Source organism: Caballeronia sp. NCF2 (assembly GCF_023631205.1).
In the GTDB taxonomy this organism is placed as follows: domain Bacteria; phylum Pseudomonadota; class Gammaproteobacteria; order Burkholderiales; family Burkholderiaceae; genus Caballeronia; species Caballeronia zhejiangensis.
Map to the genome: position 1 here is coordinate 68718 of NZ_JALQDN010000045.1, position 18459 is coordinate 87176.

The window sequence follows — 18459 nt, forward strand, 5'->3', positions numbered from 1 at the left end:
TCCGTCCCATTGTTTCAGCACGATCACAGAGGCTAGAGATGAGTAAAACAGCACCGTCGAAGGTGCGCGATCCGCTGGAACTCGGTGGCTCCGTATGGCTGCGCAGCGGCACGGAGACGCTCGGGGGCGCGGCGCGCATTGCGCTTCTGGCCGCGATCCGCGACACGGGATCGATCACCGCCGCGGCGAAGGCCGTGGGCATGAGCTACAAGGGCGCGTGGGACGCCGTCGACACCATGAACAACCTTGCCGGCGAACCGCTCGTGACCAGCGCGGCGGGCGGCAAGGGCGGCGGCGGCACAACGCTCACGCCATCAGCGTTGCGTCTCATCGACACGTATCACGCGATCGAACGCGAGCATCGGAAATTTCTGGAACGGGCGGGCGCGGCCATCGAAGGCTTCGCCCACGATTGGGAACTGATCGGAAGATTGGGAATGAAAACAAGCGCACGCAACCAACTGGCCGGCAAGGTGACGAAGGTCACGCGTGGAGCGGTGAACGACGAAATCGAACTCGGCTTGCCCGGCGGGCAGACGATCGTCGCGGTCGTCACGCACGAGAGCACGCAGGCGCTGGGCCTGAAGGAAGGCAGCGATGCGTTCGCGCTTATCAAGGCGTCGTGGGTCATGCTGATGGAAGACACCGGCGCAAAGCTGTCGGCGCGCAACCAGTTGCGTGGCACGGTTGCCAGTCTGACGAAGGGCGCGGTGAACGCGGAGGTTTCGCTGTCGCTCGACGGCGGCACGACCATCACCGCGATCATCACGAACCAGAGCGCGGACACGCTCGGCCTGACGCAAGGTCAGAAGGCCGTTGCGGTGATCAAGGCGTCGAGCGTGATTATCGGCGTGAACGATTAAGGCATCATGCAATGAACGCAGCGGCCGCGTCAGGCGGCCGCGCGGTCGTCCTGCGGCAGTTCAGTGCGGCGTTCCGGCGCGCGAAATTTCTTCGACTTCCAGCTTGCCCGCACATACGGACGCTCATGGCCCGACAGCCCGAGCGCGATTTCCGTGATCCATTGCTGCGTCGGCACGGGCACGCCGTGCAGCGCCACGACGACCGCCGCGAGACTCGCGGCGACGGGCGCCGGCGCGAGCCTGCCGGACTCGGCGCGCCACGCGAACCACACGAACGCGAGCGCGACGACCGCGCCGAGCGCGCAACCAGCGACCACTTCCGATACCGAATGCGCGTCGAGCACGACGCGCGACACGCCCACCCATACGCCCAGCAACAGACCGAGCGCGACGCCGATGGCGCGCCACGCGCCGCGCGCGGGCAACAGCGCGACGAAAATCGCTACGGGCAGCACCGCTGTGGACATCAGCGCATGTCCGCTGACGCCGGTGAAGTCGAGATGGCGCACGCCGATACCCCAGCCGATAAACGCGATCTTGCTCAACGCGACGAGGCCGCTCGCCGCGCCGAGCAGTGCGAGCCACGCGACAGAATATTTCCATCGATAGCCGACGGCGAGCCATGCGGCGACGATGAGGGCCACCGGCCCCATCACGCCGACGCTGCCGAGCGCGGTCACGGAGATCCAAGCGGAAACGGGTAGGTCTACGGTCATTGGTTTTGTGGGAATAAGGGTTGCTGCAGTGCGGCAGCGGCGAGCGGGCCGTTCTGCCGGCGGCTGGCGCTTCGACACGCTGCCGCAAATTCGCTCCAGTATAACGCTTGGGAACATACTGAATTATCCGACATTGCTTAAAGCGAGTTGACGGTTACATCGCGTAACTATCGTCTAATTTTGGCTATCTTCGCGATTTGCTGTTAATTCATCCCGAGATCTGTGCGCTCGAGGCAGGTAATCCAGCCGTTTTGATGTTATTGTGCAATGCACAACACGGCGCGCGTTTTCGTCGCGCCATCCCATTGCATGAAGTGGAGGACCCAGCCGAAATGTCCAAAAGCCTTACCAAGCTCTGGTTGCGCGGCTTGAGACGCCTGGTCGCCGGCCAAGTCGAAGCGATCCGCACACCCAAGCCCCGTGCGGCGGCCAAGCCCGCGCGCGCGAAAACCGTCAAGTCGAAACTGAAATCGGGGGCGTCTGCGAAGGCGGCAACAGCGCCCCGCGCCAGCGCGCGTCCCGTGCCGCGCGAATCGCGTGTGCGTCCGCGCGCGTCGGCGTGGGCGCGCGGGAAGTGGGCGCGCTCGTATCATTCGGCCCCGCCGACGAGCGGCCGCTTCGTCAATCACATGTCCTACGCGCTCTATCTGCCGCCGAAAGCCGGGTCCGAGCCGGTTCCGCTCGTGGTCATGCTGCACGGTTGCAAGCAGAACGCCGACGAATTCGCGCAAGGCACGCGCATCAATCTGCTTGCCGATCGATACGGATTCGCGGTGCTGTATCCGGAGCAATCGAAGCACGATCACGCGCATCGCTGTTGGCGCTGGTATGACGATTCCGGTAGCGCCGGCGGTGGCGAAGCTGCGTCCGTCGTCTCGCTGGTGAACGCGATGGTCGAGCAGCACGATCTGGATCCGGAGCGCGTCTATCTCGCGGGCATGTCCGCCGGTGCGGGACTCGCGGCGCTGCTCGCCGTGCGTTATCCGCACGTGTTCGCGGCCGTCGGCCTGCACTCGGGCGTGGTGTTCGGCGAGGCGCGGTCGGCCATCGGCGCGATGGACGTCATGCGCCGCGGCGCGCGCAGCGATCCCGTCACGCTCATCGACGCGGCTGTCGACGTTCGCGATTATCCGGGCATGCCGGCGATCATCGTGCACGGAGAACTGGATTCGGTGGTCGCGGCCGCGAACGCCGAGCAGCTCGCCAAGCAGTTTCTGCGGCTGAACGGCTTCATCGACGCCGCAGGCAATCGCCGCGCGGGCGAGGCGCGCGAGGAAGCGCATCCGGATGGTGTCGTGACGGACTATTTCAAGAACGGCCGACGCGTGGTGAAGACGTCGATCGTGCGCGGCCTGGGCCATTCATGGGCCGGCGGCGACGATACCGTCGCTTTCCACTCGTCCAAAGGACCGGATTCTTCAGCGGTGATGTGGGAGTTTTTCAAGCACCAGCGGCGTCCGAGCGAGGCCGCGCGCGATGCGTACGTCGCCTGACGCCGGGCGCGCCGTGTTGCAGTTGTTGCAATTTAGTCTTTAGTATCAGCGTTCTAGCGATTAGGGCTGGCGTTGGATCAGGGATTACCCTATAATCCGCTTCATAGGTAGTAACCCCAGTATTCAAGCGAGGCCCACCATGTTCCTGCTCAGCCGTATTTTCCTGTTCCTGACCAAATCCGCCGATGAACGCGATCGCGCGCGCGACGACGCTTATCTCGCCGAAGCCACGGACATCTACGATCTCGAATATCGTATGAAGAAGCTGGATCAGCGTGCTACGGCGCGTCACCCGGCGTGGATGTCCAACTAAGCTCTGCCTTCGACGGTTCTGGAACATGCCGGCCTTTTAGGCCGGCATTTTTGTTTCCGCTCGCGTCGTCTCAGACGAGCTTCACGCGCACATCCACGTTGTTGCGTGTCGCGTTCGAGTACGGGCAAACCTTGTGTGCTGCATCGACCAATGCCTGAGCGTCGGGCGCGTCGAGGCCCGGCAGCGACACGCGCAGCTCGATATCGAGCTTGAATCCGCCTGCATCGTTGGGACCGACGCCCACGTCCGCCGTTACGCTTGTATCGGCCGGCACTGCGTGCTTTTGCTGACCCGCGACGAACTTCATCGCTGAGAGAAAGCAGGCGGAATAGCCCGCAGCGAACAATTGCTCGGGATTCGTACCCGGTGCGCCCGTTCCGCCCAGTTCCTTCGGCGCGCTCAACTTCACATTCAATTGCTCGTCCGAGGAAATGGCGCGGCCATCGCGTCCACCGGTGCTGGTTGCCGTCGCCTTGTACAGGATGCTCATCGTTTCTCTCCTTATGTTTCGGTTCTCAGATCAATACTGCGTTCACCACGGCGTAAATATATCGCGCTATTAATTAGTGTGCAAATTAAAATTCGACGATGGGGCCGTTAGCGTGTTGCTATCGGTTCGGATCAGCCGTCGATGTACTCGCCGAGGGAGGCGCGCAGCCGCACCAGATCGTTGCGCAGACGCAGCATCGCGTCGATGTCCGAACCGGAGGCGCAGTAGATTTCGCTGGGAATCGCGCGGGCGGCTTGTTTCAGCGCGGCGCCGGCGTCGGTCAGTCGGATGTGAACCTGGCGCTCGTCTTCCACGCCGCGCACGCGCTCGACGTAGCCCTGCGCTTCGAGACGCTTGAGAAGCGGTGTCATCGTCGCGGAATCGAGCGAGAGGCGCGCGGCGATTTCCTTGACCGTGAGGTCGTCGGATTCCCAAAGCACGAGCATCGCCAGGTATTGCGGATACGTCAGCCCGAGCTTCTCCAGCAGCGGCTTGTACGCCTTCGTCATCGCGAGCGAAGTCGAATAGAGCGCGAAGCACAGCTGCTGATCGAGTTCGAGCGGAAACTCAGGCAAAGCGTTTGACGAGGTCATGACAGAGGCGCGGCGAAAGGCCGGGATGGCCGATCTCGCTAGTGTACGTGCAATGCTTCGCGCACGAATCATCGCCGCGCCCGTTCGAAGAGCGCGGCATCCGGTCAAGCCTTGGGCGTGCCCGGCGCGTCGGGAATGTCCGGCGAATCGGGGGACTGCACGCCGAAACAGCCGCGATACGTCGCGTAAAACGAGCAATACAGCGCGGTCGTGACGATGATCGATGCCGGCATCAGCACCGCGAGCGCCATTTCCTGTCCCACGCCGAGCGCCTGCATCAGCGTGGTCAGGCCGAACGAGACCGCGAGCGCGATCACGATCCACAGCACGCCGTAAAAAATGAACGCGCCGCGATTGCGCCAGCACGAGACGAGGCTGAAGAACAGCGCCTTCGCGGGCGGCACGTCGTGCCACGCGACGAGGATCGGCGCGAACCAGAACAGCATCGCGATCGGGACATAGCACGCCATCGCGACGAGCACCGCGAGCGGACTGAAGCTCGCGGCAACCGTTTCCGGATCGCCGCTCGGGCCGTCGCCCATCATGATGCTGAGCAGCGTGCCGCCATCCACGAGCGCCGACGCCATGAAGATGACCATCATCGCGACGATGTACAGCGCGCCCAGCGCGAGCAGCCTGCGCGCGACGACGCTGCCGTACGAGCGGAATCCGTCGACGAGAATGGTCGGCCAGACGGGCTTGCCCGCGATCGTGTTGCGGCACGCCGCCATGAAGCCGACCGCGACCCCCGGAATGAACAGCAGCGGCAGCAACGGGCCGACGAGCGGCACACGGGAGATCAGCGTCATCACGAACAGATACGCGAAGAACACCGTGAGGAAGGCAAACGGGTTGCGGCGGAACAGCCAGATGCCCTGACGGAACCACACGTAGCCGGTCTTGGCCGGAACTTCGATCAGTCGCATGTTGCTGGTTATCGATTGGCGGGAGAAGCGGCTTTGACGCGTTCGCGCAGAATGCGTTCGAAATGGCCGGGATCGTGCGCTTTGAGCATTTGCGCTTCGCGCGGGCGATGAAAGTCGAAAAGGCGCGAGACCCAGAAGCGCATCGCGCCGGCGCGCAGCATGTCGTTCCAGTGACGCTCTTCGGCGGGCGTGAACGGACGCACCGTCTGATAGGCGCGCAGCATCGCATCGACGCGCGCGGGATCGAGCACGCCGGTGGCGAGATCGATGCACCAGTCGTTGACCGTTACGGCGACATCGAACAGCCACTTGTCGACGCCCGCGAAGTAGAAGTCGAAGAAACCGCCGAGGCGCGCGTGCCCGCGGCCGTGCGCGAACAGCACGTTGTCGCGGAACAGGTCGCAATGGCACGGGCCTTCCGGCAGCGACGCGTAATCCGCCGAGCCGAAAAATTCAGCCTGATGCGCGAGTTCGTCTTCGAACAATGCCCGCTGCTCGCCGCTTAAAAATTCGGCGATCGACGGCGCCTTCTGCTGCCACCATGAAAGGCTGCGCAGATTCGGCTGATGCTGCGCAAAGTCGCGCCCCGCGAGATGCATGCGCGCGAGCATCTGCCCCACTTCGATGCAATGCGCGGACGTCGGCGCGAGTTCGGGCGCGCCTTCGAGCTTCGTCACGATCGACGCGGGCTTGCCATGCAGCATGCCGAAGAGCGAGCCGTCGCGGCGCGGCATCGGATCGGGCACCGGCACGCGATGCGAAGCCAGATGGCGCATCAGATCGAGATAGAACGGCAGTTGCGCTGCCGTGAGATTCTCGAAGATCGTGAGCACGTACTCGCCGTGCGTCGTCGTGAGAAAGAAATTGCTGTTCTCGATGCCCGACTGGATGCCGCGAAATTCGACGACATCGCCGAGATCGTAGTCTTGCAGCCAGTCGCCGAGGTCGGCGTTGGTGACGGGAGTGAAGACGGCCATGCGGGAAACGTCGGTCAGGTTGGACGGCCAGGAAGAGGCCGGTGAACGGTGGCGCCGGGCATGCAGCCACGGTGCCGCGACCCGCCCGGAAAGAGCGGGTCCGAAGCCATCTTTAAGTGATCAGTAATGCAGGTTGATCGACGGCAGGCGCGTACTGGCCTTGCCGTTGTCGCGCACTTGCGGCGACGTGTCGGCGGGCGCGCTCATCTGATAGCGCGTGCCGAAATTGGAACGCACGTCGATTTCGACGGGCTTGCCCTTGTCGCGGAATTCGGTGATCTCGGTGCCGTTGGTGCTCAGCTCGTGATAGCTCGGTGTGCGCGGCGGCGAAATCTCGACTTTCGAGCTGACGTTCGCGGGCGGACGGTTGATGGATTTCAGATCGGGCAGGCCCGCCGCTTCTTCCGGCGACATTTTCTGCACCGCCGGTTGGGGTTCTGCGTTGGCGGCTTGCTGCGCCGGCTGCGCGAATGCGCCGAAGCTTGCTGCGGCGAGGACTGCCGCGGCGGCGGCGCAAAGGTGCGGCTTCATGATGGTTCTCCAGGCGATGGCCGGATTCTAACAAAACGGTTGCTGACTGAGCGGCGCGCGCGCAGCCAACGCCTTATTTTGCGCCGCTTTCGCGAAATTTGACTTCGAACGTCAAAAACGTGTTGCGAGGTGTGATCGCACGCACTCACGTGAGGAGGGACTTCATGGTCCGCACATTCTTCCGTGTTAATGTCGATTCATTACGAGGGCATCGAAGAAAGACACAAGATCATGACAAACGACCGGACTCAAAGCACGCAGGGCACGCCTGCCAACGATTTTCCGACCGAATCCTTCGAAGATCCCGCTGCGGCGGTCGCGCGTCTGTCGGCGATCTATGAAGCGAATACCGCATTTCTGCGCGATGCATTCGCGCGCTATCGCCGCAACGAGCAGTTCACGCATCGCGTGCGCGCGTGCTATCCGTTCGTGCGCGTGCGTACCGAGCTCAACTCGCAGATCGATTCCCGGCGCTCATATGGCTTCGTGGCGGGGCCGGGCATCTACGAAACGACGCTGACGCGTCCCGATCTTTTCGGCGATTACTATCGCGAGCAATTGCGACTGCTGACGAAGAACCATCACGTCGGGCTCGAAGTCGGTGTGTCGGCGCATCCCATTCCGATTCACTTCGCGTTCGCGGAAGGCATCCATCTCGAAGGCGATCTCGATCGCGACCGGCTGCTCGCGATGCGCAATATCTTCGATACGCCCGACCTCGCGCTGCTCGACGATCGCATCGTCAACGGCACGTACGAGCCGGGGCCGGGCGAGCCGCACCCGCTTGCGCTCTTCACGGCCGCGCGCGTCGATTTCTCGCTGCATCGGCTGAGGCATTACACGGCCACGTCGCCCACGCACTTCCAGAATTACGTGCTGTACACGAACTACCAGTTCTATATCGACGAGTTCGTGAAGCTCGGCCGCACGATGATGTCGCGCGCCGACGACGAGGAAACGCGCGCGTATCGCAGCGCGTATTCATCGTTCGTCGAACCGGGCGACGTCGTCACGTACAACGCGAATCTCGGCGAGCAGCCGGAGGAAGGCGCGCAGCCCGCGCGTCTGCCGCAGATGCCCGCGTATCACCTGAAACGCGCGGACGGCAGCGGCATCACGATGGTGAACATCGGCGTGGGGCCGTCGAACGCGAAGACGATCACGGATCACATCGCGGTGCTGCGTCCACATGCGTGGATCATGCTCGGACATTGCGCGGGGCTGCGCAATACGCAGCGTCTCGGCGATTACGTGCTGGCGCACGGCTATGTGCGCGAGGATCACGTTCTCGATGACGATCTGCCGCTTTGGGTGCCGGTGCCTGCGCTCGCGGAAGTGCAGGTTGCGCTGGAGCGCGCGGTGGCGCAGGTGACGCAGCTCGAAGGCGTCGAACTGAAGCGCGTGATGCGTACGGGCACCGTCGCGAGCGTCGATAACCGCAACTGGGAGTTGCGCGATCATCGCGAGCCGGTGCGGCGTTTGTCGCAAAGCCGCGCGGTGGCGCTCGATATGGAGAGTGCGACGATTGCGGCCAATGGATTCAGATTCCGCGTGCCGTACGGAACGCTGCTATGCGTGTCCGATAAGCCGCTGCACGGTGAATTGAAGCTGCCGGGAATGGCGGATCAGTTCTATCGCGCGCAGGTGGATCAGCACTTGCAAATCGGCGTCAAGGCGATGGAACTGCTGCGCGAGAATGGGTTGTCGAAGCTGCATTCGCGGAAGTTGCGCAGCTTCGCGGAAGTGGCGTTTCAATGATGCCTTCTGCGTGAGACGATGCGAGCGGTTCATGAAACCGCACGCATCGAGTCTCGATTAAAGATAGAACATCCGATCCTCATCCGACTTGCTCTCAGCCGGCTGTTCGACCGATTCCTCGCGATCCTCATAGAAGCGCAACACGGCTTCGAGCACCTGATCCGGATCGTCGATGACTTGCATCAGGTCGAGATCCTTTTCGCTGATGACGCCGTTGGTCAGCAACGTGTTCTTGAACCAGTCGAGCAGGCCGGCCCAGAACTCCGCGCCGACGAGCACGATGGGAACGTGACGTGACTTCTTCGTCTGGATGAGCGTGAGCACTTCCGCGAGCTCGTCCAGCGTACCGAAGCCGCCCGGCATCACCACGACCGCGTCCGAGTTCTTCACGAACGTGACCTTGCGCGTGAAGAAGTGACGGAAGCGGAGCGAAATGTCCTGCCACTGATTGCCCGATTGCTCGTGCGGCAACTCGATGTTCAAGCCGACCGAAGGCGACTTGCCCGCGTGCGCGCCTTTATTCGCCGCTTCCATGATGCCCGGCCCGCCGCCGGATATGACGGCGAAGCCCGCGTCGGAGAATTTCTGCGCGATTTCGATCGTGAGCTGATAGTACGGCGACTCCGGTTTCAGACGCGCCGAACCATAGATGCTGATGGCAGGGCGGATCTCCGAGAGGTACTCGGTCGCCTCGATAAACTCTGCCATAATCGTGAACATCTGCCACGATGCGCGAGCCTTCTTGGCCGTCGCGCGCTCTTGATCTGCGAGCGATCGCAGACTCGGAATCACTTTTCTCTTGTTCATAATGCCTGAAGAACTAAGTCTTGAAGGTAAGACCCTGCTATTGGTCGACGGTTCTAGTTACTTGTACCGGGCCTACCATGCAATGCCGGACTTGCGAGGCCCCGACGGCGGGCCCACCGGCGCTCTGTATGGAATGATCAACATGCTGCGGCGCTTGCGGCGCGAAATCAATGCAGAGTATAGCGCGTGCGTATTTGATGCCAAAGGCAAGACTTTCCGCGACGACTGGTACGCCGACTACAAGGCCAACCGCCCTTCGATGCCCGAAGACCTCGCGAAGCAGATCGAGCCGATCCACGTCGCCGTGCGCGCGCTCGGCTGGCCGCTCGTGATGATCGAGCGCGTCGAGGCGGACGACGTCATCGGCACGCTCGCGGTCGAAGCCGAAAAGCGCGGCATGAAGGTGATCGTGTCGACGGGCGACAAGGATCTGGCTCAACTCGTGACGGATCATGTCACCCTCATCAATACGATGACCAACGAAACGCTCGACCGCGCCGGCGTGCTCACGAAGTTCGGCGTGCCACCGGAGCGCATCGTCGACTATCTGTCGCTCATCGGCGATACCGTCGACAACGTGCCGGGGGTCGAAAAATGCGGTCCCAAGACAGCGATCAAATGGCTCACGCAATACGAAACCCTTGATGGCATCGTAGAGCATGCGAACGAGATCAAGGGTGCGGTAGGAGACAATCTGCGCAAGGCTCTGGACTTCCTGCCGATGGCGCGAAAGCTCGTTACCGTGCACACGGAGTGCGACCTCACATCGCAAATCGAATCGATCGATGCGACGCTTCAATCGCGTCCCGAGTCGCGCGACGAACTGCGCGACGTGTTCCTGCGTCACGGCTTCAAGACGTGGCTGCGCGAAGTCGAAATCGCCGATGCCGTCGAAGGCCCGACCGATACGCCGCCCGCCGAAGTCACCGAAATCGTGCATCACTACGAGACGGTGCAGACATGGGAGCAGTTCGATGCGTGGCTCGAGCGCATCAATGAAGCGGAGCTCACATCGTTCGATAGCGAAACCACGTCGCTCGATCCGATGACCGCGCAGATCGTCGGCATGTCGTTCTCTGTCGAGCCGGGGCATGCGGCGTACATTCCGGTCGCGCATCGCGGGCCGGACGCGCCCGAGCAACTGCCGCGCGACGAAGTGCTCGCGAAACTCAAGCCGTGGCTCGAAGATGCATCGAAGAAAAAGGTCGGCCAGCATCTGAAGTACGACGAGCAGGTGCTCGCCAATTACGGCATCGAAATGCGCGGCGTCGAGCACGACACGCTGCTGCAATCGTACGTGCTGGAATCGCATCGTCCGCACGACATGGACAACCTCGCGTTGCGTCATCTCGGCGTGAAGACGATCAAGTACGAAGACGTCGCGGGTAAGGGCGCATCGCAGATCGGCTTCGATGAAGTGCCGCTCGACAAAGCCTCCGCGTATGCGGCCGAAGACGCCGATATCACGTTGCGTCTGCATCAGGCGCTCTATCCGCAAGTGGCGCAGGAGGAAGGCTTGTTGCGCGTGTATCGCGACATCGAAATGCCGACTTCGCGCGTGCTGCGCAAGATGGAACGAAACGGAGTCCTGATCGATCGCGAACGGCTCGAAGCGCAGAGCAACGAGATTGCGAAGCGGCTCATCGATTTGCAGGCGCAGGCGTACGAATTCGCGGGCGGCGAGTTCAATCTCGGCTCGCCGAAGCAAATCGGCCAGATCTTCTTCGAGAAGCTGCAATTGCCGGTCGTGAAGAAAACGCCGAGCGGCGCGCCTTCCACCGATGAAGAAGTGCTGCAGAAGCTCGCCGAAGACTATCCGCTGCCGAAGGTGCTGCTCGAGCATCGCGGGCTGTCCAAGCTCAAGTCCACTTACACGGACAAGCTGCCGCGCATGGTCAACGCATCGACGGGACGCGTGCATACGAACTATGCGCAGGCCGTCGCGGTGACGGGGCGTTTGTCGTCGAACGAGCCGAACTTGCAGAACATTCCGGTGCGAACGGGCGAAGGGCGGCGCATTCGCGAAGCGTTCATCGCATCGCCGGGCTGCAAGATCGTATCGGCGGATTACTCGCAGATCGAGCTGCGCATCATGGCGCACATTTCCGGCGACGAATCGCTGATGCGCGCGTTCAGGGAAGGCGAAGACGTGCACCGCGCGACGGCGTCGGAAGTGTTCGGCGTCACGCCGCTCGAAGTCGACAACGATCAGCGCCGCATCGCGAAGGTCATCAACTTCGGCCTGATCTATGGCATGAGCTCGTTCGGGCTCGCGTCGAATCTCGGCATCACACGCGATGCGGCGAAGCTTTATATCGACCGCTATTTCGCGCGTTATCCCGGCGTTGCCGCGTACATGGAAAATACGCGCGTGATCGCGAAGGCGAACGGCTTCGTCGAAACTGTGTTCGGCCGGCGTCTGTGGCTGCCCGAGATCAATGGCGGCAGCGGGCCGCGCCGTCAGGCGGCGGAGCGCGCGGCGATCAACGCGCCGATGCAGGGCACCGCCGCCGATCTCATCAAGCTCTCGATGATCGCGGTGCAGGACTGGCTCGAAGCGTCGGGCATCGGCGCGAAGATGATCATGCAGGTGCACGACGAACTCGTGCTCGAAGTGCCCGAAGAGGCGCTGCCCGAGGTCAGGAAGCGCTTACCTGAACTGATGTGCGGCGTCGCGAAGCTGAAAGTGCCGCTCGTCGCGGAAGTGGGCGTCGGCAACAACTGGGAAGAAGCGCACTGAAATTCCCGGTGCAAGGACATATGCGCGGATGTCGCATATGTCCGACATGTTGGTGACTCGCTTGTGACTGTCACCGAAGCTCCGCACAATGTTTCAATCGAGGAAGATAAGCACGAAGGCCGATCGAATATAAAAGCACAGGGAGAGTTCCATGCATCGCTTCATCATCATCGGCGGAGGCGCAGGCGGCCTCGAACTCGCAACTCGTCTCGGCGACCGTTTCGGCTCGACGGATTCCAAAACGCCGCCGAAAGCGCAAGTCACGCTCGTCGACCGAAACCCGACGCATATCTGGAAACCGCTCCTGCATGAAGTCGCGGCGGGCAGCATGGATCCCTTCACGCAGGAACTCGAATACGCGGCACAAGCCCTGTGGCACGGCTTCGAGTTTCAGCAGGGCGAACTCGTCGGACTGAATCGGGCGGCGAAGCGCATCACGATCGGCGCGTTGCGCGATGAAGAAGCCGGCGAACTGCTGCCCGAGCGCGAGTTGGAGTACGACACGCTCGTCATCGCGATCGGCAGCACGACGCATTTCTTCGGCGTCGAAGGCGCGCAGCAGAATTCGATCGCGCTCGATACCGTCGGTCAGGCGGAGCTCTTCCGCAAGCGCCTGATCGCGGCCTGCATGCGCGCGGAGCATTTCGCACCGGAACCCGTCGCGGCGGGCGTGGACGAAGTCGACGAAGAGCCCGGCGTCGATCCCGTGCCGCGCATTCAGGTGGCGATCGTCGGCGCGGGCGCGACGGGCGTCGAATTGTCGGCGGAATTGCGCAATACCGCGCAAGTGCTTTCCGCATACGGCTTGCACAAGCTCGATCCGAAGCACGATATCGGCATCGTGCTGATCGAGGCCGGGCCACGCATTCTGCCCGCATTGCAGGAACGCGTGTCCAGCGCGACGGCGGAACTGCTGACCAAGCTCGGCGTAAAGCTGATGACGGGCGAAACCGTCGCGCAGGTCTCGCGCGACACGATCCGCACGGCGAGCGGCAAGACGATTCGCGCGGATCTCACAGTCTGGGCGGCGGGCATCAAGGCGCCCGCGATTCTCAACAATCTCGACGGACTTCCGACCAATCGTCTCGGCCAGCTGGTCGTGCGCCGCACGCTGCAAACCGAAACCGACGAGAACGTCTTCGCGCTCGGCGATTGCGCCGCGTGTCCGTGGCCCGGCAACGAGCGCAACGTTCCGCCGCGCGCGCAGGCCGCGCATCAGCAGGCGAGCTTCCTTTTCAAGTCGTTCGAGCGGATGTTGCAGGGCAAGCCGTTGCCCGAGTACACGTATCGCGATTTCGGCTCGCTGGTGTCGCTCGGCCATTACAGCGCGGTCGGCAATCTGATGGGCGGGTTGATCGGCGGCAACATGCTGATCGAAGGCCTCTTCGCGCGCTTCATGTACATGTCGCTGTATCGCCTGCATGTGGCCGCGCTGCACGGCTATGCGCGCATGGTGCTCGATACTGTCGCGCACTGGCTGCGCCGTTCCACCGCCCCGCGTGTCAAGCTGCACTGACGGAACAGATCCGCTGCGCCGTTCGTTTAAAGCTGTTTAGAATGAGCGGCGCGCTTAATGCATAACGCGCGTTCATCGTCGTGCAGCGCCGCGCGTCGTGACGCCTTGATCGCGTCGCGCGGATTTCAACGATCCTCGCCGTCGCGCGATCGAGTACGCGCCGCGACGGCATTGCCGCGGGAGCTTCGTATGCTAGACCCTGAAGTCGACAGCCTCATTCCGCACGTCCCGTTCAACCGACGCAATTTCATCAAGGCGACCTTCGGCACCGGCTTCGCGGCCGCCGTGCTGCCGGTGTCCGCGCAAACCGTTCACACCGACAGCGATGGGCTGGAAGCCGGCGCCATCGGCATACGCGGCGCGGATGGCACGCTCGTGCCGGCGTATCGCGCGCAGCCCAAAGGCAAGACGCATTTGCCGGTCATCATCGTGATTCACGAGATTTTCGGCGTGCACGAGCATATCGCCGACGTCTGCCGGCGCTTCGCCAAGCAGGGTTATCTCGCCATCGCGCCGGATCTCTACACGCGTCAGGGCGATGCATCGGCCTACAAGTCGATGCAGCAGCTCAACGAACAACTCGTGTCGAAAGTGCCCGATGCACAAGTGATCTCCGACATCGATCAGACGGTCAAATGGGCGGGCGAGCATGGCGGCGATCCGAAGCGCGTCGGCATTACCGGGTTTTGCTGGGGCGGGCGCATCACCTGGCTCTATGCCGAGCACAATCCCAATGTGAAGGCGGCCGTGGCGTGGTACGGACGGCTCGTCGGCAACAAGACCGAGAACACGCCGGCCAATCCGATCGACCTCGCGAGCCAGCTCAAAGTGCCGGTGCTCGGCCTATATGGCCGGCAGGATCAGAGCATCCCGCAGGATACGATCGAGCAGATGAAACAGGCGCTCGCGAACGACCCGCCGCCCGCGAAAGACTCGCAGTTCGTCGTGTACGACGACGCGCCGCATGCGTTCTTCGCGGATTATCGGCCGAGCTATCGCAAAGCCGACGCCGAGGACGGATGGAAGCGCGCGCTCGCGTGGTTCCGCGAGCACGGCGTCAAATAACGGCGTTCACGGATTCGGGCCGGTCGCGACGGGCCGGCCCGGATCGGCGCTCCACTCGCTCCACGAGCCGGGATAGAGCGCCGCGCCGTGCAGGCCGGCGATCTCCATCGCGAGCGCGTTATGGCATGCCGTCACGCCCGAGCCGCATTGCAGGACGACGCGGTCCGCCGGCGTCGTGCCGACGAGCGAACCGAACGCCTCGCGCAGTTCGTGCGCGGTCTTGAAGCGGCCTTCCGCCGTCAGATTGTTCTTGAAAAAGTGATTCAGCGCGCCGGGAATGTGCCCGCCGACAGGATCGATCGTCTCATTCTCGCCGCGGTAACGATCGGCGGCGCGCGCATCGATCAGCAGATGATCGCGCGTGCCGATGCTGCGCTCGATCGCCGGGGCGTCGATCGTCACCTGAAGCGGCGCGCCGGCCTTGAACGTGCCCTGCCTCTTCGGCGGCACGGCGGTATCGAGCGGATTGCCCGCGGCTTCCCAGGCCTGCAGGCCGCCGTCGAGCAACGCGACGGAATCGTGCCCGAGCCAGCGCAGCAGCCACCAGAGACGCGCGGCGTACATGCCGCCGTGGGCATCGTACGCGACTACTTGCTGGCCCTCGTTCAGGCCGAAGCTGGCCAGTTTGGCGACGAGCGCGGCGCGCTCCGGCAGCGGATGACGCCCGTTCGTGCCCGTCTTGACGCCGGACAGATCTCGATCCAGATGAAGATAGTGCGCGCCGGGAATATGCCCTTGCGCATAGGCCGCTTCGCCGGATTCGCGCGCGGCCAGATCGAAGCGGCAATCGAAGACGAGCATGCTGCCGGGCGCGGCGGCGAGCCGTTCGGCGAGATTCGCCGCCGAGATGAGCGTGGTGTAGTGGGTGTGCGGCATGACGGCTCCTGTGCGTCGCTCATGTGCGAGACTTGAACCGTTAGTCTAAACAAAAAGGCGGGCCTGAAAGCCCGCCTTTTCGTAACTCTGGCCGAACGGCCTATATCAGATCGCGCCGAGCTGATGCCGCAAGAACTCGTGGAAGTGCTGCATGCCGGATTCCATCGGGCTCTGATACGGCCCGACCTGATTCTCGCCGCGCGACATCAGCGCGCGCCGGCCCGCGTCCATGCGCTCGCCGATTTCGTCGTCCTCACGCGCGGTTTCCATATACGCAGCGCGCTCGGCCTCGATGAACTCACGCTCAAAAAGCGCGATTTCCTCGGGGTAATAGAACTCGACGATGTTCGTCGTCTTCTGCGTGCCTTGTGGAATCAGCCACGACACGACCAGCACATGCGGATACCACTCGATCATCAGACCGGGGTAATACACCATCCAGATCGCACCGAACTCGGGCGGCGCGCCGTTGCGAAAGCGCAGGACTTCGTCGTGCCACTTGCGATACGTCGGGCTGCCCGGCTTTTCCAAGTTCTTGTGGACGCCCACGGTCTGGACGCTGTACCAGTCGCCGAATTCCCACTCGAGGTTGTCGCACGACACGAAGCTGCCGAGTCCCGGATGGAACGGCGCGACGTGATAGTCCTCGAGATAGACTTCGATGAACGTCTTCCAGTTGTAATTGCACTCGTGCACTTCGACGTGATCGAACATGAAGCCCGAAAAATCGAAGTGCTTTGCGGTGCCAAGCCGCGCGAGATCCGCGGCGACGTTGCGGCCCTCCGATTCGAAGAGCAGGCCTTGCCAGTTCTGCAGCGAAGTCTTGCCGAGGTTCAGGCAGGGCTTGTCCGCGAAATGCGGCGCGCCGAGCAGTTGACCGTTGAGATCGTAGGTCCAGCGATGCAGCGGGCAGACGATGTTGTCCGCGCTGCCGCGGCCATTGAGCATGATCGCCTGGCGATGGCGGCACACGTTGGACAGCAGTTCGATATTGTTCTGCTGATTGCGGACGAGCACGCGCCCTTCGCCTTCGCCCGGAAGCGCGAAATAGTTGCCCGCTTCGGGAACCATGAGTTCGTGCCCGACGTAGCGTGGACCTTGTTTGAAAAGTGTGTCGAGTTCGCGCGTAAGAAGCGCTTCGTCAAAGTAAGCCGTGACTGGCAGCTGACTGTGAATGGCGTTCAGCTGCAATGCATTGCTCAGATTGGACATTCCCACTCCCGTTAAGACGTGAAAGCAGTGAACAACCCAACCATCGAAGATTCGATTTAGGGAGCCCGCGATTATACCGAAATCCGCATCCTTGGGGTGCTTAAGGTCTTGATTTGGGTATAAATTGTCGCGAGAGTTCCTCGCAATCGTTGCGCCCGCGCGCTTGAATCGCACGTTCCTTCCCGATTGGCGGAGAATCCGGCAAAGCAATCTCGACGGTCCCGCGTGGACGGGATGCGGGTCGAAAATTTGGCTTTTGCCGTAGAATGTGCGACTTGGTTCCAAAAATTCAATTGCACATCCACGATTCATGGCGAAGACCGCTGTCCAGGAAACAGGCGAGCAAACCGGCGCAAGCGCACAGAGCGCGGACGCCGCCCCGCTTCCCGAGAATTACGAGGCGGCGCTGGCAGAACTCGAATCGCTCGTCGCGCGCATGGAAGAGGGCGCGCTGAGCCTCGAGGAATCGCTTGCGGCATACCGCCGCGGCGCAGCGCTTGTCGGCTTTTGCCAACAGCAACTCGAAAAAGTTGAGCAGCAGGTACGCGTTCTCGATGGCGAGACGCTCAAACCGTTGCCCGCCGAGGTGCAGCGCGCCACGCAGGGTGCCGGAGCGACGAACGACGACGGGGACGACGACCTATGACCTTCGAACAATGGATGCGCGCGACGCTCGATCGCGTCGAGACGGCGCTGGAACACTATCTTCCGGGCACGGACGTCGCGCCGGCGCGCCTGCACGAAGCCATGCGCTACGCGGTGCTGGGCGGCGGCAAGCGCGTGCGGCCCCTGCTCGTCCACGCGGCGGGCGAGCTGACCGGCGCGAGCGCGCAGGCCGTCGAAGCGGCGAGCGCGGCACTCGAAATGATCCACGTCTATTCGCTGGTGCATGACGATATGCCCGCCATGGATGACGACGCGTTGCGTCGCGGCAAGCCTACCGTACACATCCAATATGACGAAGCGACGGCACTGCTCGTCGGTGACGCGCTGCAATCGCAGGCGTTCGTCGCATTGACGGCGGAAGGCAACGGTTTGAGCGATGCCCAGCAAGCCGCGCTCGTGCGCGAGCTGGCGGTCGCGAGCGGCTCGCTCGGCATGGCGGGCGGTCAGGCGATCGACCTGGAAAGCGTCGGCCGCAAGCTGTCGCGCCCCGAGCTCGAGACGATGCATCGCAAGAAAACAGGTGCGCTGCTGCGCGCATCGGTCCGCATGGGCGCGCTCGCGGGCACGCATCCGGGCGCGGAAGCGCTGACGTCGCTGGATCGGTATGCGGCAGCGATCGGTCTCGCATTCCAGGTCGTCGACGACATCCTGGACGTCACCGCCGATTCCGCCACGCTCGGCAAGACCGCCGGCAAGGACGCGCAGCACGACAAGCCCACTTACGTATCGATCATCGGGCTCGATGCGTCGCGCGAACTCGCTGCGCAACTGGGCCGCGACGCGCACGCCGCGATCGAGCCGTTCGGCGCGCGCGGCCAGCGTCTCGCCGAGCTTGCCGACCTGGTCGTGAACCGGGTGAATTGATTGTTGAACGCGTGACGAACCCCACGGTGCGAAGAAAGAAACAATCGCACCGA

The 18459-nt window shown here is 62.8% G+C and carries 18 protein-coding genes; 9 read left to right on the forward strand and 9 right to left on the reverse strand.

The window, feature by feature from the left end:
- The first annotated feature begins 38 nt into the window (after positions 1–38).
- Positions 39–863 carry a TOBE domain-containing protein gene (locus NCS02_RS14960; RefSeq protein WP_034471893.1) on the forward strand — a complete coding sequence of 275 codons (825 nt, stop codon included), beginning with the start codon at positions 39–41 and terminating at the stop codon, positions 861–863.
- A gap of 29 nt (positions 864–892) precedes the next feature.
- Here NCS02_RS14960 and NCS02_RS14965 read toward each other — a convergent pair whose 3' ends face one another.
- The gene (locus NCS02_RS14965; RefSeq protein ID WP_033536080.1) at positions 893–1579 is read right to left on the reverse strand and encodes a phosphatase PAP2 family protein; all 687 of its coding nucleotides are present in this window, start codon (positions 1577–1579) and stop codon (positions 893–895) included.
- Between the two features lie 332 nt (positions 1580–1911).
- Between NCS02_RS14965 and NCS02_RS14970 the strand changes: the two genes are divergently transcribed.
- Together NCS02_RS14970 and NCS02_RS14975 are read left to right on the forward strand one after the other, a co-directional pair.
- A complete protein-coding gene (locus tag NCS02_RS14970) occupies positions 1912–3072 on the forward strand; it encodes an extracellular catalytic domain type 1 short-chain-length polyhydroxyalkanoate depolymerase (RefSeq protein WP_008353987.1) in 1161 nt (386 codons plus the stop codon).
- Between the two features lie 139 nt (positions 3073–3211).
- Positions 3212–3385, forward strand: a complete 174-nt coding sequence (locus NCS02_RS14975) for a DUF3563 family protein (RefSeq protein ID WP_008353986.1) — start codon at positions 3212–3214, stop codon at positions 3383–3385.
- A gap of 70 nt (positions 3386–3455) precedes the next feature.
- Here NCS02_RS14975 and NCS02_RS14980 read toward each other — a convergent pair whose 3' ends face one another.
- From NCS02_RS14980 to NCS02_RS15000, 5 genes are all read right to left on the reverse strand, one after another.
- Complete coding sequence (locus NCS02_RS14980; protein WP_250502729.1) at positions 3456–3875, reverse strand: organic hydroperoxide resistance protein; 420 nt, start codon at positions 3873–3875, stop codon at positions 3456–3458.
- A 131-nt stretch (positions 3876–4006) separates the two neighbouring features.
- Positions 4007–4468, reverse strand: a complete 462-nt coding sequence (locus tag NCS02_RS14985) for a MarR family winged helix-turn-helix transcriptional regulator (protein ID WP_250502730.1) — start codon at positions 4466–4468, stop codon at positions 4007–4009.
- Positions 4469–4572: 104 nt separating this feature from the next.
- Positions 4573–5394 carry a BPSS1780 family membrane protein gene (locus NCS02_RS14990; protein WP_008353981.1) on the reverse strand — a complete coding sequence of 274 codons (822 nt, stop codon included), beginning with the start codon at positions 5392–5394 and terminating at the stop codon, positions 4573–4575.
- 8 nt (positions 5395–5402) lie between these two features.
- A complete protein-coding gene (locus tag NCS02_RS14995) occupies positions 5403–6371 on the reverse strand; it encodes a homoserine kinase (protein WP_250502731.1) in 969 nt (322 codons plus the stop codon).
- A gap of 120 nt (positions 6372–6491) precedes the next feature.
- Positions 6492–6902 (reverse strand): hypothetical protein, encoded by a 411-nt coding sequence (locus NCS02_RS15000; protein WP_008353979.1) that lies wholly within the window; start codon positions 6900–6902, stop codon positions 6492–6494.
- Positions 6903–7133: 231 nt separating this feature from the next.
- Between NCS02_RS15000 and NCS02_RS15005 the strand changes: the two genes are divergently transcribed.
- Positions 7134–8660: an AMP nucleosidase gene (locus tag NCS02_RS15005; protein WP_008353978.1), complete on the forward strand. Its 1527-nt coding sequence runs from the start codon at positions 7134–7136 to the stop codon at positions 8658–8660.
- Between the two features lie 57 nt (positions 8661–8717).
- Here NCS02_RS15005 and NCS02_RS15010 read toward each other — a convergent pair whose 3' ends face one another.
- On the reverse strand, positions 8718–9467 hold the full coding sequence (locus tag NCS02_RS15010; protein WP_008353977.1) for an LOG family protein: 750 nt from the start codon (positions 9465–9467) through the stop codon (positions 8718–8720).
- Position 9468: 1 nt separating this feature from the next.
- Between NCS02_RS15010 and polA the strand changes: the two genes are divergently transcribed.
- The 3 genes from polA to NCS02_RS15025 all read left to right on the forward strand — a co-directional run bounded on the left by polA (position 9469) and on the right by NCS02_RS15025 (position 14788).
- A complete protein-coding gene (gene polA / locus NCS02_RS15015; RefSeq protein ID WP_250502732.1) occupies positions 9469–12207 on the forward strand; it encodes a DNA polymerase I in 2739 nt (912 codons plus the stop codon).
- A gap of 151 nt (positions 12208–12358) precedes the next feature.
- Positions 12359–13723: an NAD(P)/FAD-dependent oxidoreductase gene (locus NCS02_RS15020; RefSeq protein ID WP_250435476.1), complete on the forward strand. Its 1365-nt coding sequence runs from the start codon at positions 12359–12361 to the stop codon at positions 13721–13723.
- A 189-nt stretch (positions 13724–13912) separates the two neighbouring features.
- Complete coding sequence (locus NCS02_RS15025; protein ID WP_175982507.1) at positions 13913–14788, forward strand: dienelactone hydrolase family protein; 876 nt, start codon at positions 13913–13915, stop codon at positions 14786–14788.
- Positions 14789–14794: 6 nt separating this feature from the next.
- Here NCS02_RS15025 and NCS02_RS15030 read toward each other — a convergent pair whose 3' ends face one another.
- Positions 14795–15664, reverse strand: coding sequence for a sulfurtransferase (locus NCS02_RS15030; RefSeq protein ID WP_250523219.1), 870 nt, complete (start codon positions 15662–15664; stop codon positions 14795–14797).
- 105 nt (positions 15665–15769) lie between these two features.
- Entirely contained in the window at positions 15770–16876 is a 1107-nt protein-coding gene (locus tag NCS02_RS15035; RefSeq protein ID WP_008353970.1) for an aromatic ring-hydroxylating oxygenase subunit alpha, read from the reverse strand.
- A 310-nt stretch (positions 16877–17186) separates the two neighbouring features.
- Between NCS02_RS15035 and NCS02_RS15040 the strand changes: the two genes are divergently transcribed.
- A complete protein-coding gene (locus NCS02_RS15040) occupies positions 17187–17522 on the forward strand; it encodes an exodeoxyribonuclease VII small subunit (protein ID WP_008353969.1) in 336 nt (111 codons plus the stop codon).
- Positions 17519–18406 carry a polyprenyl synthetase family protein gene (locus tag NCS02_RS15045; RefSeq protein WP_008353968.1) on the forward strand — a complete coding sequence of 296 codons (888 nt, stop codon included), beginning with the start codon at positions 17519–17521 and terminating at the stop codon, positions 18404–18406. The genes NCS02_RS15040 and NCS02_RS15045 overlap by 4 nt, the downstream gene beginning before the upstream one ends.
- Positions 18407–18459 lie beyond the last annotated feature (53 nt).